Genomic DNA, 14775 nt, shown 5'->3' with positions numbered 1-14775 from the left:
TTGAGGCGGCGTCGCGGCAGACGTCGGACACCGTATGCAGACAAACACGCTTGCCTGGCAAGGGTACGAGATCGCGGTGCAGCCGGAGCAGAACGAATTCGGCGCATGGCGCGCGAAGGTCAACGTACGCAAGGCTTCGGATACGTTGACCGAGTGTCGTCCCGAGACCGTTCAGCCGGAATGGTTAACCGAGGCCGAAGCCGTGCGTGACGGCTTCGAATGGGGCCGCCGCTTCGTACGGCAAAAGATCGAAGCGTCGGCGGATTCCCTTTGACGGTTGACCACACACATGACCCGAACACAGACATGGGCGAGGCACACATGGTCAAGATCTATGGACGCATGCGGTCGGCGGAAGGCTATGCGATCCGCGATTTCCTGCATCGTTGCGACATTCCCTTCGAGTGGATCGAACTCAATAACGATGAAGAGGCGGTGAAGCTGGCACAGGTGCAGCACCTTCGCGACTCGCGCCTGCCGGTATGCGAGTTTCACGACGGCACGCGACTCGAATGTCCGACTGTCCGGCAGATCACCGAAAAGCTCGGCTGGTTTCGCAGCCCGTCACGTTCGGAATACGATCTCGCGATCTATGGCGCCGGGCCGGCCGGTCTGAGCGCCGCGGTCTACGGTGCATCCGAGGGATTGCGCACGGTGCTGGTGGAGCGCTGGGCCGTTGGTGGGCAGGCTGGCAGCACTTCGAAGATCGAGAACTACCTGGGGTTTCCGGACGGTGTCAGCGGAACGGAGCTCGCCGAGCGGGCTCGCGATCAGGCAGTCCGCTTCGGTGCGGAAATCCTGCTGGCCCGTTCCGGCGTGCGCGCGGATTTCTCGACGGGAAACGGTATCGTCTATCTCGAAGACGGTACGCGGATCACGGCACGCACGTCGGTGTGCGCGACAGGTGTCGCGTACCGGCGGCTCGACTTGCCAGACGAAGCGCGCTTCAGCGGCACGGGTGTGTACTACGGCGCGGGTGCGAGCGAGGCATCGCTGATCCGCGGCGAAGACGTGTACATCGTGGGCGGCGGCAATTCGGCGGGGCAGGCCGCGATGCATTTTTCCCAGTACTGCAATCACGTCACGATGGTGGTGCGCGACACGTCGCTGAAAAGCACACTGTCGCAGTACCTGATCGACCGTATTTCATCCGCGTCAAACATCGAGGTGCTGACCTGCACGACCGTTACCGCATTGCATGGCGACGACGTGCTGCGCGAAATCACGCTGACCGATCGCCGCGGCGGCGAAGCGCGACGCGTGAAGACGAACTGGCTCTTCGTTTGCATTGGCGGCCTGCCGCAGACTGATTGGGCCAAAGAAGTGGGCGTGGCGCGCGATGAAGCCGGCTATCTCGTGACGGGCACTGACCTCCACGACACGGACCAGAAGCTGCAGTGGCCGCTGGATCGCGAGCCGCTGTATCTGGAAACCAGCATGCCCGGCGTGTTCGCCGCTGGCGATGTCCGCCACGGCTCGATCAAACGCGTAGCGGCCGCCGTCGGCGAAGGAGCCACGGCGGTAGCGCTCGTGCACCGCTATCTGAGCGGCGCATGATGTGCTTCATGTGCCTCACATGAAGCACATCATGCGCCGTCTGCTTTCTTTGTCGTAATCTCATCACCAGGAGCTGACCATGACTCCCACCTGCACGCATCTGGATGGAATCCGCGTATTGCAGACCACGAAGCACTATTGCGAAGACTGCGTGAAACTCGGCCACTCCTGGGTACATCTGCGGCTCTGCATGTCGTGCGGTCATGTCGCTTGTTGCGACTCGTCGCCCGATCGCCATGCGAGCGCGCATTATCACGCGACCGGCCACCCGCTGGTGCGTTCCATTGAACCGGGCGAATCGTGGATCTGGTGCTATCGCGACGAGATGATCGCGGGAGAAGTGGCACTGTAAGCGGGTACAGCTGGCGGCGTTGACTCCGCCGGCCGTACCCGTCGGCCGTACCCGTCGTTTCCGAGCCTCAGGCCGGGGCTTCGGCGGCTTTCCTGGCTTCTTCGCCGGTCGATTCCTGCGCCGCCAGCTTTTTCACACGTACGGCCTTTTCGCTGGCGTCCCAGTCGATTTCGACAGCATCGCCGCTGCGCACGTCGCCTCGTAACAGCGAGTCGGCGAGTTCCGATTCCACTTCCATACGGATCTTGCGCTTCAACATCCGCGCGCCGAACTCCGGATCGTATCCAACCCTGGCCAGATGATCACGCAGTGCATCGTCGAACGACAGTTCGATATTCTGCGCGGCCGCCGTGCGCTGCACGCGCTGGAGCTGCAGGTCGACGATCCGGCGGATCTGCTCCCTGCCGAGCGCATGGAACACAACCACTTCATCGACACGGTTCAGGAACTCCGGCTTGAAGTGATGCCGCAGGACTTCCATCAGCCGGTCGCGCAGCGCGGGATAGTCCAGCTGTTTCGAATCGGCCTTCATGTTGTCCTGAATCATCTGCGAGCCGATGTTGCTGGTGGCGATGATCACGGTGTTGGTGAAATCCACGAGCCGTCCCTTGCCGTCCGTCAGACGTCCTTCGTCGAACAGTTGCAGCAGGATGTTGTGCACTTCGGAATGCGCCTTTTCGATCTCGTCGAGCAGCACGACACTGTATGGGTGGCGCCGCACGCGCTCGGTCAGCTGGCCGCCTTCTTCGTAGCCGACATAGCCGGGAGGCGCGCCGACGAGACGGGCCACCGTGTGGCGTTCCGAGTATTCGCTCATGTCGATGCGCACGAGTGCGTTCTCGTCGCCGAATACCGCGGCGGCGAGCGCCTTCGCGAGTTCGGTCTTGCCAACGCCGGTCGGTCCGAGAAAGAGGAAGCTGGCGATCGGCTTGCCAGCTTCCGTCAACCCCGCGCGTGAAAGTCGCACGGCCTTTGATACGGCCGTGACGGCTTCGTCCTGTCCGACAACGCGTTCCCTCAAACGGTCTTCCAGACGCAGCAGCTTTTCGCGATCCTCGGCTGTGAGTTCGGACACCGGCACGCCGGTCAGCGAGGATACAATCTGCGCGATGTCTTCCGCCCCGACTTCCTGCGAACTGGTGCCGCGTTCCTTCTTCCAGGCCTCGGTCGACTCATTCAGACGCGCTTGCTCGGCCTTGATTTTCTCCTGCAGTTCCTTCGCCTTGTCGAACTGTTTGGCCGCGCTCGCCGAGTCCTGCTCCTGACGCAGACGACGGACAGTGGCCTCGATTCCCTGCAGCGCCTGCGGTCGCGAGTTCGACGAAATGCGCACGCGAGCCGCGGCCTGGTCGAGCAGGTCGATAGCCTTGTCGGGCAGGAAGCGGGCGGCGATATAGCGATCCGACAGCTTCGCCGCGGCCGTGATCGCCTCTTCGGTGATCTTCACCTTGTGATGTGCCTCAAGCCGGTCGCGCAGGCCGCGCAGGATATCAATCGTGTCCTCGACGCTCGGCTCGGGCACCATCACTGGCTGGAAGCGCCGTTCGAGTGCCGAATCCTTTTCGATGTACTTCTGGTATTCATTGAGCGTGGTTGCGCCGATCAGATGCAGCTCGCCGCGCGCAAGCGCCGGCTTGAATACGTTGCCGATATCGAGCCCGCCTTCGCCGCCGCCCTGGCCCGCGCCGACGATCGTATGAAGCTCGTCGATGAAAATGATCAGCCGGTCCTGGTTCGCGACGATTTCGTCGAGCACCTGCTTGACGCGCTCTTCGAATTCGCCCCGATATTTCGCGCCCGCCACCACGCTGTTGATGTTCAGCTCGACCACGCGCTTGCCGCGTAGCACTTCAGGGATCTGGTCCTGCGCGATGCGTTGCGCCAGACCTTCGACGATCGCCGTCTTGCCGACGCCCGGCTCGCCGATCAGAACCGGGTTGTTCTTGCGGCGCCGCGCGAGCACTTCGATGGTGGTTTCGATTTCTTTGTCACGGCCGATTACCGGATCCAGCTTGCCGAGCTTTGCCAGCTCGCTTAGATCGCGCGCGTATTTATCGAGCGTCGGGGTGGAGGAGCGGCCTTCGACGCTGCCGTCTTCCGCGCCCTGGCCCACCACCTTCACTGCTTTCTGACGCAGGGATTGCGACGTCAACCCGAGTTTGCGCAGCAGCTCGCCGGCGAAGCCGTCTCCTTCCTCGACGAGACCGATCAGGATGTGTTCCGGGCCGACATAGCTATGGTCGAGCTCGCGCGAGGCCACGAGTGCATGTTCGAGCGCGCTCTTTGCGCGCGGCGAAACGCCGATGCGGGCCTCGTCTCCATCGGCTTTGGCCGTACCGCGCGGCGCGTCCTGTTCGATGGTGCGCTTGATATCGTCGGCATCGAGCTTGAACTCGCGCAGGATTTCGTTGACGACGTTGCTATCGGCGAGCGCGAGCAGCAGATGTTCCGTGTCGACCTCGTTCTTGCCGAACTCGACAGCTTTCTGCGCGGCCGCCTGCAGCCGGTCGAGCCCGCTTTCGCTCAGAAAGCTCTGCAGGTCGACGCCCTCACGTGCACGCCTGCGTCGGCGAGGGCGGGCACCGCTGCTGTCCGGTCCGCCTGCTGCTTGAGCTGGACCGGATGACCCGGCCGAAACCGACGCGCGGTCAGGCGCGGGACGCCCTGCCCGCTCCCAGTCCGTGCCGCCGTTTTCGAATGGCGACCATCCCTCGTCGAACAGGCGCTCGAACAGCCCACCGTGGAAAAGCGACTCGAGCGGCGACAGGCTGCGCTGATGGCGTGCCATGAACTGCATGTGATGTTCGTCGCAAAGCATCAACTGGCGGCGCTGGCCGTTCTCGGTGATCGTGATCTGTGTAGTCGCCGGTTTACCGCAAACACTGCACTTGGCCATGATGTTCCTCTTCAGGTTCTGCCCACGCGCTGTGCGTTGCGACGTGGACGGCTGGGCTGTCCATATCCTGGATATTTCTGCCTCGCCGACGCACTGCTCTACATCCCTCGTGGCGAGGCCTTGCGGGATTCGCGGGTCACCTGATCTCGGTCTGCTTTGTCTCGCCCGCCTTGGGCACGCGTCGCCGTCGTCGACTGCGTCGAATGCGCGGCTGAAACCAGATGCGATTCAAATCGCCGAACCACAGTTCCAGCGGCCCAGGCCGCCGAACGGGTCCGGATCAGACCGGTGAGCATCTGTAGCAAAGCACCGCTGAAAATAGCGTGCGCACTGATCATCCAAACAAGTGCAAGCACGCCAGCGCCGGGCCACGCGATCACGAGCACGCCGAATACCAGCGAAATAGTGCCGGTTGCGTACAGCAACCGGGCGCGGCGCAAGCGGCCACGCGACCGGGTGACGGCAGATTCGACACTACGCGCCGACAGAAGCGACTTCTTTCTCATTCCTGCGAAGACTTGTCGGGATTCTGCGATCCTGGCGCGCGTCTCCCAATGCCCGCAATTCGCTTCGCGCGGCACTCGGCTCGAACACATCCATTTGGCGAGCGTCAGGCGCTTCGTCGAACGAAGGCGATGCACGGTGCACTAACGGTGACGTGGTTACATTTGCCGGTTACGTCAAGGCTGCTTCCTTCTACGGCTGTCCTGTCAGCCGTTGACAATGACGTCCGCCGGTTGCGTTCAAGCAGCTATCTGTAAAAAAACAGCACGAACCCGAAAGACCGTGGCGCATGAACTGCCACATCGTCAGCTGACCTTCGCACGACGCACGTGCAATCCGCCCCCCGCTGTGCGCGCACGGCGTATCCACGCCCGCCCGGAAGCCAGATCATGGACAGAAAGAAAAGCAGGCTGCGCCGGGATTTCGATGCACTGCGTCTGCAGTGGGACGTACTCACGTTTTATGAACGCTTCGAACAGCTTGTCGCGCATGTGCTGAGCCTGGTGATCTCCGTCATCATTCTCGTGTCGCTTTGGCAATTGATTCGCGCGGTGACTGCATTGCTAGTTTCGGACGCACTAAACCCGCTCGATCACGCAGTGTTCCAAACGGTCTTCGGCATGGTCATGACGTTGCTGATCGCAATGGAATTCAAACATTCGATTACGCGCGTGATGGCGCGGCGCGATCATATCGTTCAGGTCAAGACAGTGGTTCTCGTTGCGCTGCTTGCCATCGCCCGCAAATTCATTATTCTCGATCCGGCCAGCGCACCCTCGCAGATCGCGGCGCTTGCGTTTGCGCTGGTGGCGCTGGGGATCGTCTACTGGCTGATGCGGCAACGCGACGACCCTGTCGACGCGACCTCGGCACCGGACGCCGAAGTCGACCGGACCCTGTATGCACAGCGGCAGCAGGAAACACGATCCGGCGAAGGTGCGCGGCGGGTCGATTGACTCGGGCTGCCGCACGACGAGAACAAAAGCGCCGGTTTAGCGCACGTCGTCGACTACCAGGGGAGACCCGGATCCCGCTTCCAGTTCGACCTTCGTCGTGATGCCCGCAACTTCGCCAATGAATCAGCTACTGACGTTACGGCGGGCAAGCCGGTATGCGCGTGGCGTTACGCCGGTGTATCGATGAAACACTTCGGTGAAATGCTGTTGAGTCTGAAACCCCGCGAGCGCGCCAACGTCAACCAGAGGAGGGGTTTGTTGGCTCAACATCGTCCTGGCAAATTTCACTCGTTCGAGTGTCACGTATAGATGCGGCGGATTGCCTGTCGCCGTTTTGAAAGCGCGTGCAAAGTTTGATGTGCCCATGTGCACCAGCATCGCGAGTTGCCCGACCAAAATGGTTTCGGCTATATGCTCATGAACGAAGGCTTCAACGCGACTCAGCATTTGAAGCGTAAGAGGCGTATCTGGCGCTGCCGCACCAGCACAGTGCCCGTAGTAAAGAGCGATGTGCACCGAGATGACATCGGCGAAAGCGTCGGCGCAGGCAGCGTCGACGAGTTCCACACGATGCAAAGCACTCAATGTGTCCGCCACCTCACGCAGGAACGGATCCCAAGACCTGGACCATTTCGGGACGGCTACAAACGCTTCTTGCGAGGCTTGTCCAAGTACGCCCCTTCTGAGCGCGATGACCCACCCCTTGGAATCGTTGTCGGCGATCCTGGCCAACTGCGCGCCCGCCGGAATGACTGCGACAAATGGCGCACTTATCAGCATGGAGTGATTCACTCCGAGGTCGTCACAGCCCGCAGCCTGCACAACAGTGGTACCTGTCGGCATAACGAGCCGAAGTCCCTGCACGGTATTCGGCCCGCCGTTGGTGAAAGCGACGTTCATGGGTTGGCAGCGCAACCCGTAATCCGGGGTCAATCCAGTCGTTTGTTCCATGACAAGCAGAAGTCTCCTCGTTGCCTCGTTGCATACCCAAGCTTACGCCGAAATCAAGGCTTCCTAAGGTGGATTTGTTATATGGGCAAATGCGGCAGGCGAGAAATCGTCGCTAACCATCGCGGCGATCCGGAGGAACAATCCCGTCGCCGAGAGCATGAGGAATTGAAGGCCGCGCTCGAAGCGAGCCTCCCGATGATCGCGATCCCGACCACGAATGCACGCCAAGGGATGACGCCGATCTATGGCGAATGAGGACGGTCTGAAACGTACGGGACGCGACCTGCATGTGTTGCCGAAGACGGTCATCTACGACCCGAGCTATCACGTGAGTTGCCGCCCGGCTTGTCCTTCGTAACGGGGTATAACGCCCAAGCAGTTTGCTCCCCTCGGCGCTAGACTGTAGAGAGCAGCCAGGTGCTCGCCGAATGCGACGTTAGCTGGAAACCTTAGCGGGATGCCAATGATTTCACACCTGCAGTTGCTTCAGGCGATCTTGCGCATGGTCGCGGCAGTGCTGGTGGGCTGCATCGTCGGGCTCGATCGAAACCTGCACGGCAAACCAACCGGTGTGAAGACGCTAGGCCTCGTTGCGCTCGGTGCATGTCTCGTCACGATGGCCGGCATGTCCTTCGAACTGCACGGTTTCAGCGACAGCAGTGACGCCGGTCGTGCGATTCAGGGCGTCATTACGGGCATCGGTTTTCTCGGCGCCGGGGTGATCCTGCAAAACCGCGCCACCGGCAGGATCAGCGGCTTGACGACGGCGGCTTCGATCTGGGTCACCGCCGCGCTCGGCATTGTGTGCGGCATCGGCGCCTGGCAGATTGCGGGTATTGCCACCGCCCTGCTCCTGCTGCTGCTCTCGGTGGGCGGCAGCATTGAACGTGCGTTGCACCGGCGCTGGTTAAGAAAGTCGCCCGAAGAGCAGGCGGCGGTCATGCGGCACGACGAATAGTCACGCGGCGGCACTAATTGGCGCAGTGCCCAGGGAATGAATGTGCCGCGCGTCAAATGCATCGGTCGCGGACGACGCGAGACATAAGTCAGTGATGCTCGCTATAGTCGGACCTCGCCTTAGGTGTCGCGCGTACCTTTGCGTATTGAAACGCGGGCAGGGCCTTGATCGCATCTTTCGTCGCACCGGCAAGCACCAGTTTGCCATTGACGAAATCGAGCTGCTCAATCGGAATGGCCACGTCGTGATGCGACACTCCCAGAAACTGGTTTGCGGCGACGATTGCAAACGATACCGACTTGTCCGGTGCCACGATAATGTCATGAATGACGCCGACACGCTCACCCTTCTCGTTGAAGACCGGCTTGTCCATGATCGACTTTCTCACGCTCCAGCCTGCTACGATCGCGGCCGACTCTTCCACGGTGACACCAAGCGGCTGGGCGCCGGCCACCTGGGCGTTCGTGTTCGGAGCGAGTGCTAGCGACGACGCGAGCAGCAATACAAGCAGATTCGTTTTCATGGGATTTCCTTCGTTCTGGTGTTGACGGTGCGACACCAGGCCAGCAACAAAAAGGCAATGCCAGACCGTGCGCGGCGTAAGTTCATGTTAGAAGGTCTCACGGCAAGCCGCTATAAAAAAGCGGTGATGGAGTGAGTTATTTTCGTGCGTCTGGATGCCATTACGCACGACTCGTGAACGAATGCAGAATCGCGGAAACGCGTGGCAGAAACGCGAAAGAATCGCAGCTGCGTGGAGCCTAGACTGATGTTCATCGCATGACGGTACAGCTTGGAGTCCCACATGGATGAACTGCTTGGACGCGCATGGTGGATGCTCATTCTGCGTGGCACGTTAGGGCTACTGTTTGGCAGTCTGGCGCTATTCTGGCCCGGCCTCACTCTGCTACTGCTTATCACCCTGTTTAGCGCCTACGCAATCGCCGGTGGCATTGTCGCGATTGTCGGAGCCATCCGCTACCGCGCGACGCACGGCGGCTGGTGGGTGCCCTTGCTGCTCGGCATCTGCAGCATCGGCGCCGGTATGATCGCCGCATTAGTGCCGGGCATTACCACGCTGGTGCTGGTCGCCGTCATCGGCGCGAACGCGATTATCACCGGCGTATTCGATCTGATCGCAGCAACGCGGCTGCGCCATGCATGGATGCTGGTGCTGACCGGCGTGCTGTCCGTGCTGTTCGGCATTTTCGTGCTGCTCTTTCCGGGTGCCGGCGCACTAGCGCTCGTCTAGCTGATCGGCGTGTATGCGCTGTTCACGGGCTCGCTGCTGTTCGTACTCGGCATCACCGCGCGTGCCTGGCATCATGACGGCCTGACTGGCGAGCCGCACGCGCCATCGCATCCGTGAACGCACCGCTCGCAGGCGCTCGCGGGTCACATGGTCCAACCCGCGCCCGCACTCGCGGCGCACTGGGGCTGGCACTGGCGTGCCTCACGCAAGGAGAATCACATGCTGCTAGATCTCGACAAATGGAATCCGTTCCGGTTTTTACGCTCACACTCCGCGCAAACAAGCGCATCGGACCACGCGGGTGCGCCGCGCAACGGTCAGGAAGGCGTCCGGCAAAGCGGGCAACAGACTGGCGGCACGCAAACCGGCAATGGGACACCGACGGCAGCCGCCGCGGCGCCAGCTTCACTCTTGCCCGCCAACTGGCCGCTGCCTGATCCGATTCATCTGTTCGCCGAATTGATCCGCGATCCGTTCGGCGGCCGTGGACCGCTCGGAAGCTGGTTCGGCGACTTCAGCGCGAACGAGTTTCAACCGCGGATCGACGTCACCGACGATGGCGACGCTCTGCGTATCGTCGTCGAATTGCCGGGCATGACCCGCGACGACGTCGAACTCGAAGTGATTGAAGACATGCTGATCATCAGCGGCGACAAGCGCTTCGAATCAACGAGCGAAGAACAGGGATGCTATCGGGTCGAGCGGTCGTTTGGACACTTTCAGCGCGCGGTCCCACTGCCCGCGGGCATCGATCTCGACCGGGCGGAGGCCAGATTCGAAAACGGCGCGTTGACGCTGCGTCTCCCCAAAGCGGCCGGAGAACCGGCAGCCAGGCGGCGCATCGAGATCAAATAACGCAATCCGCACTCCGCGCTCAGGCCTATTGTGAAACTACTCGTCACCTTCCGCGGTCTCGATGATTCCGCCCATGCCGGCATCGAGCCCGCAGAGACACGTCCATATGACCGAAAGTAGACGACTTGAAAAACCCTTCAGGAAGACGTCCGCATGGCTTTGGCGACGTCCGAAAGCCGATATGGCTTATGCACGAACACGAATTCGCCGATTTCGCCGTGTTCTCGACGCAACGCCGCGAGTGGATAGGCGGATGTCATCACCACTTTCACATGTGGATGGGTCGACCTCACGAAGCGGGCGAGTTCGATTCCGCTTCTGCCTTGCGGCATCACGACGTCGCTGAAGATAATATCGATGTCGGTTCGCGCCCGGAGAACCTCGCTGGCCTCTGCCGCGTTTGCGGCAGTCACCACTTCATAGCCGATACTGCGGAACAGTTCGGCTGCCCCGCTTAGCAGGTCCGCCTCGTCTTCCACCAGCAGCACTGTCTCAACGGCAAGCTGTGTGGAATGCTCTGCCGTCTCGTGTGCGTCCCCTGATGTCTGAGGCAGGTAAAGGTCGACCGATGTCCCCTCGTTCACTACGCTGGTGATCACGACGTCGCCGCCGGACTGCGTGATGAACCCATAAACCTGACTCAGACCAAGACCGGTCCCCTTGCCCGGCTCCTTCGTCGTGAAAAACGGTTCAAATGCCCGGGCAACGACCTCTCCGGGCATCCCCTCGCCGTTGTCCGCGACCGATACCCGAACATACGAGGCTTCCTGCAACGCGCCGACGGCGCCTGCCTGGAGTTCTACGATCTGTGTGCTGACAACGATCCGTCCGCCACCCGGCAGCGCGTCCCTTGCATTGACGACGAGGTTCAGCAGCGCCGCCTCGAAGCGCGGGGCATCGATCCACGTCAACGCCGCTTCCGCGGCCGTTCGCACTTCAATGGCTACGCCCTCCATGCCGGCGCGCCGCAGCATTGGCTCGAAATCGCGGATCAGGACATTCAGATCATGGCACTCCGCCTTCAGCGGCTGCTGGCGGGCAAAAGAAAGCAGCTGTTGCGTCAGCGACGCACCGCGATCCACTGCCCGCTGCATGCTCTGGATCATCTTGACGTCGAGGTGCGTGCGCGACTGGGTAGCGAGCACCTGGAGGCCGTTGGAAACAACCGCGAGCAGGTTGTTGAAGTCGTGCGCGATTCCGCCCGTGAGTTGCCCGATTGCCTCCAACTTCTGCGACTGGAAGAGAGCGAGATTCGCCCGCTCGATCGCGGCGGCCGCCCCCTTCCTCTCGGTCATGTCGCGTGTGACCTTTGCGAATCCAACAAGCACGCCATCCTCGCCGTGTATCGCGTCCACGACGACATGGGCCCAGAAGCGCGTGCCGTCCTTGCGAACACGCCAACCTTCGCGTTCCACACGGCCCTTTGACGCGGCCGTCGCCAGAACCGAAGCCGGAGCACCGGCCGCGCAGTCTTCGGCTGTGTAGAAACAGGAAAAGTGCTTGCCGATAATCTCAGCCTCCTCGTAGCCCTTGATCCGCGCGGCGCCGGCATTCCAGCTCACTACCTCGCCTGTCGGCGACAGCATGTAGATGGCGTAATCGGTGACGCCGTGAACGAGAATACGGAACTGCTCCTCACTTTTACGCAATGCCTCGCTGGCAAGCATACGGTCGGTAATATCCCGGGTGATCTTCGCAAATCCCAGCAGCTCGCCCGCGTCGTTGCGAATAGGATCAATCACGACGCTCGCCCAGAACCGCGTGCCGTCCTTTCTGACACGCCAGCCTTCTGCCTCGAACTTTCCCTGCTCCATGGCGGTGCGCAACGCCGTCTCAGGCACGCCCGCAGTGCGGTCTTCCTCCGTATAAAACAGGGAGAAATGCTGCCCGATGATTTCAGTGGCCGCGTAGCCCTTGAAACGCTGGGCGCCGCTATTCCAGCTCGCGATATAACCGCTGGGGTCAAGCATATAAATGGCGTAATCCCGGACACTGGTTACGAGCAGTTCGAAACGCTGGGCGTCCGATAACGCGGTTTTTGGTGTGACGAGCGGGTTCATGAGCTCAAATGTTGGCAGTGGCAGCAGCAGATTGTATCGGCCCGAGTCGTGCATTTCGAGGTCGCGGGTTTCCGCCGATGCGCGGATTGCGCGGATTGCGCGGCCATCCACTGCAACGTCCCCGCGTGATCGACGCCGATCGCGGCTACAACTCCGAGCGGCACCGGCGGACATCGCGCAATGACTTTCGAGCGCCGTGCTGACATTCACGGGCCCCTCGTCAAACTCGTCATTGTTGCCGTTCGGACAACACGCTGAGCACACTCGCGACGCTACTGGCGTTCACCCCCGCTGGCTAGAATCAGTCCCACGGTCGTGTCGAAACGCGAGCAACACGAAGCATGCGAAACTCATGCTCGTGCTCGTGAACCGCGCCGCCCAGTGCTGCTTACCCCACCGATTAAGAGGACTATTGCCATGAGCGAAACAACCCGTAACGTGCAGCCTGTCACCGCCAATCTTGGCAAAGAAGGTTCAGGCGAACTCGTGCCTTCCCGCTACGCCGTGCGCGTGGGCGATGTCGATGTCGTGCTGATCAGCGATGGCGTCCTGCCGCTGCCGACCTCCACGATGTCCACTAACGTGAGCGAAGCAGACCGCAACGAATGGTTCGATGGCCGTTTCCTGCAACGTGACATGTTCGACTGGGCGCTGAATATCGCGCTCGTGCGCAGCGGCGAACGCCTGATCCTGATCGACTCGGGCGTGGGTGACGGTTTCGAATACTTCACGCGCGCCGGTCGGTCCATGATGCGCCTGGAATCGGCAGGCATCGACCTGGCTGCGATCACCGACATCGTCGTTACGCATATGCACATGGATCACGTCGGCGGGCTGAACGTTGATGGCGTCAAGGCCAAGCTGCGTCCGGACGTGCGCATTCACGTGTCGGCTGCGGAAGTGGAGTTCTGGAAAAATCCCGACTTCAGCAAGACGGTGATGCCGGAAACGGTTCCTCCCGCACTCCGCAAGGCTGCCGCAAAGTTCGTGGAACTCTATTGCGAAAACATCGTGCGGTTCGATCAGACCGTGGAAGTCGCAGCGGGCGTGTCGGCCCGCGTGACGGGTGGACACACGCCGGGGCACTGCGTCGTGGACGTCGCATCAGACGGCGAGAAGCTGACGTTCGTAGGCGACGCGATTTTCGAAGTCAACTTCGACAATCCCCGATGGCAAAATGGCTTCGAGCACGAGCCTGAGATGGCTGCGGATGTGCGTATCGCGCTGCTCAACGAAGCCGCCGAAACTGGCGCTCTGCTGGCCGCAGCGCATGTCGCGTTCCCGTCTATTGGTCACATTGCAAAGAACGGTAAAAGCTTCCGTTTCGTGCCGGTGCAGTGGGACTACTGATGGATGATCGACTATCAATCATCGCCGTATAGATCGCACTGACGATGGACAAAAAAACGCCACGAGTTCACAAGACTCGCGGCGGCTTTTTGCAACAGATCCCCATCGGTCCGCATGCCGATGTTCGAGCGCCAGACGTGCCGGCGCTGCTTCAACCGCACGATCAATACGCCGCCGCGAAGCACCTTGAGAAGATCGACCTCTTCGTGTTGCGGCTGTCGCAGCCGTTTTGATTCCTTGATGCAGCCGAACTGGTTGGCAGCCTGTCGACAGACATCGGTAAACGCGCGGCGCACCACGAGAGTCCGCATAGTGCAACGCAATCGACGTCTGCACGTACAAGCCTAAGTTCCGCTCATGTCGTCCCGAGTCGGTCAGCGTGTGGTTCATTGCGGCCAATGTCGCTCCTTCATGATCGACGAATGAATGTCGGTCGACGATCAGCGATCTGCCATTGAATGGACTCTTCTCCCAAATGCGTGGCCCACGGCCGTCAAGCTATCAGTTGGGCACCCTTTCCTCGGATCGTAGCGTCAAGACCTGTACGCCCTTTTGCGTCACGGCCACGGTGTGTTCAAACTGCGCAGACAGTTGCCCATCGCGCGTGACCACCGTCCAGCCGTCTTCTTCGGTTCGAACAGATTGTCGCCCCTGGTGGATCATGGGTTCGATGGTGAACACCATGCCTTCCCGCAACAGCAAACCTGTCCCCGGCTCACCCTAATGCAGCACTTGCGGCTCCTCGTGCATTTCACGCCCGATGCCATGTCCGCAATATTCCCGTACGACCGAATAGCCATTTCTGCGAGCGTGCCGTTCAATAGCATGACCTACGTCCCCAAGTCTGGCGCCGGGGCGAACGGCCTCGATCGCTTTCCACATCGCTTCGTAGGTCACCTGCACGAGCCGTTTAGCGAGCGGAGACACCTCTCCCACAAGATAGGTCTTACTGGAATCAGCAATGTAGCCATTCTTCTCTAGAATAATGTCGAAATTAACGATGTCCCCGCTTTGCAGGATGTCTGTCGTGGACGGAACACCGTGACAAACAACATTGTTACGTGAAGAGTTAAGCGGTCCCGGC

At 60.9% G+C, this 14775-nt stretch carries 14 protein-coding genes and 3 pseudogenes; 10 read left to right on the top strand and 7 right to left on the bottom strand.

Going from position 1 to position 14775, the window contains the following annotated elements:
• The first annotated feature begins 34 nt into the window (after positions 1–34).
• The 3 genes from P0D80_RS42585 (at position 35) to P0D80_RS42575 (ending at position 1909) form a co-directional block, all read left to right on the top strand.
• Complete coding sequence (locus tag P0D80_RS42585) at positions 35–274, top strand: DUF6566 family protein (protein ID WP_408292792.1); 240 nt, start codon at positions 35–37, stop codon at positions 272–274.
• Between the two features lie 32 nt (positions 275–306).
• Entirely contained in the window at positions 307–1557 is a 1251-nt protein-coding gene (locus tag P0D80_RS42580) for an NAD(P)/FAD-dependent oxidoreductase (protein ID WP_408292789.1), read from the top strand.
• 79 nt (positions 1558–1636) lie between these two features.
• Positions 1637–1909: a UBP-type zinc finger domain-containing protein gene (locus P0D80_RS42575; protein WP_132380287.1), complete on the top strand. Its 273-nt coding sequence runs from the start codon at positions 1637–1639 to the stop codon at positions 1907–1909.
• A gap of 67 nt (positions 1910–1976) precedes the next feature.
• On the opposite strand, the gene P0D80_RS42570 is transcribed toward P0D80_RS42575, so the two are convergent.
• Together P0D80_RS42570 and P0D80_RS42565 are read right to left on the bottom strand one after the other, a co-directional pair.
• Positions 1977–4805, bottom strand: a complete 2829-nt coding sequence (locus tag P0D80_RS42570; protein ID WP_408292785.1) for an ATP-dependent Clp protease ATP-binding subunit — start codon at positions 4803–4805, stop codon at positions 1977–1979.
• A gap of 98 nt (positions 4806–4903) precedes the next feature.
• Entirely contained in the window at positions 4904–5386 is a 483-nt protein-coding gene (locus tag P0D80_RS42565; protein WP_408292781.1) for a DUF308 domain-containing protein, read from the bottom strand.
• 312 nt (positions 5387–5698) lie between these two features.
• Here P0D80_RS42565 and P0D80_RS42560 point away from each other — a divergent pair, with 312 nt between their 5' ends.
• Entirely contained in the window at positions 5699–6265 is a 567-nt protein-coding gene (locus P0D80_RS42560) for a phosphate-starvation-inducible PsiE family protein (RefSeq protein WP_408292778.1), read from the top strand.
• A 123-nt stretch (positions 6266–6388) separates the two neighbouring features.
• Here P0D80_RS42560 and P0D80_RS42555 read toward each other — a convergent pair whose 3' ends face one another.
• Positions 6389–7216, bottom strand: coding sequence for a helix-turn-helix domain-containing protein (locus tag P0D80_RS42555; protein ID WP_408292775.1), 828 nt, complete (start codon positions 7214–7216; stop codon positions 6389–6391).
• A 174-nt stretch (positions 7217–7390) separates the two neighbouring features.
• On the opposite strand from P0D80_RS42555, the pseudogene P0D80_RS42550 reads away from it, so the two are divergent.
• Together P0D80_RS42550 and P0D80_RS42545 are read left to right on the top strand one after the other, a co-directional pair.
• A pseudogene (locus tag P0D80_RS42550) lies at positions 7391–7594 on the top strand (maleylacetate reductase); the annotation flags it as partial.
• Between the two features lie 85 nt (positions 7595–7679).
• Positions 7680–8174, top strand: coding sequence for an MgtC/SapB family protein (locus tag P0D80_RS42545; RefSeq protein ID WP_408292839.1), 495 nt, complete (start codon positions 7680–7682; stop codon positions 8172–8174).
• A gap of 88 nt (positions 8175–8262) precedes the next feature.
• Here the strand turns inward: P0D80_RS42545 and P0D80_RS42540 are convergent, their stop codons facing one another.
• Positions 8263–8697, bottom strand: a complete 435-nt coding sequence (locus P0D80_RS42540; RefSeq protein ID WP_408292772.1) for a PRC-barrel domain-containing protein — start codon at positions 8695–8697, stop codon at positions 8263–8265.
• A 282-nt stretch (positions 8698–8979) separates the two neighbouring features.
• Here P0D80_RS42540 and P0D80_RS42535 point away from each other — a divergent pair, with 282 nt between their 5' ends.
• Entirely contained in the window at positions 8980–9426 is a 447-nt protein-coding gene (locus P0D80_RS42535; protein WP_408292770.1) for an HdeD family acid-resistance protein, read from the top strand.
• A gap of 219 nt (positions 9427–9645) precedes the next feature.
• The gene (locus P0D80_RS42530) at positions 9646–10281 is read left to right on the top strand and encodes an Hsp20/alpha crystallin family protein (protein WP_408292767.1); all 636 of its coding nucleotides are present in this window, start codon (positions 9646–9648) and stop codon (positions 10279–10281) included.
• 137 nt (positions 10282–10418) lie between these two features.
• Here the strand turns inward: P0D80_RS42530 and P0D80_RS42525 are convergent, their stop codons facing one another.
• A complete protein-coding gene (locus tag P0D80_RS42525) occupies positions 10419–12341 on the bottom strand; it encodes a hybrid sensor histidine kinase/response regulator (protein ID WP_408292764.1) in 1923 nt (640 codons plus the stop codon).
• 86 nt (positions 12342–12427) lie between these two features.
• On the opposite strand from P0D80_RS42525, the pseudogene P0D80_RS42520 reads away from it, so the two are divergent.
• Both P0D80_RS42520 and P0D80_RS42515 read left to right on the top strand, forming a co-directional pair.
• A pseudogene (locus P0D80_RS42520) lies at positions 12428–12523 on the top strand (IS5/IS1182 family transposase); the annotation flags it as partial.
• A gap of 235 nt (positions 12524–12758) precedes the next feature.
• Positions 12759–13691, top strand: a complete 933-nt coding sequence (locus P0D80_RS42515) for an MBL fold metallo-hydrolase (protein WP_408292761.1) — start codon at positions 12759–12761, stop codon at positions 13689–13691.
• Between the two features lie 14 nt (positions 13692–13705).
• Here P0D80_RS42515 and P0D80_RS42510 read toward each other — a convergent pair whose 3' ends face one another.
• Together P0D80_RS42510 and map are read right to left on the bottom strand one after the other, a co-directional pair.
• Positions 13706–13987 (bottom strand): hypothetical protein, encoded by a 282-nt coding sequence (locus tag P0D80_RS42510; protein ID WP_408292758.1) that lies wholly within the window; start codon positions 13985–13987, stop codon positions 13706–13708.
• A 205-nt stretch (positions 13988–14192) separates the two neighbouring features.
• Positions 14193–14775, bottom strand: a pseudogene (gene map / locus P0D80_RS42505) (type I methionyl aminopeptidase); the annotation flags it as partial.

This window comes from Paraburkholderia sp. RL17-373-BIF-A (assembly GCF_046030175.1).
GTDB lineage: Bacteria > Pseudomonadota > Gammaproteobacteria > Burkholderiales > Burkholderiaceae > Paraburkholderia.
Note: the sequence above shows the minus strand (reverse complement) of the source record. Positions and strands in the feature narration are given on the sequence as shown.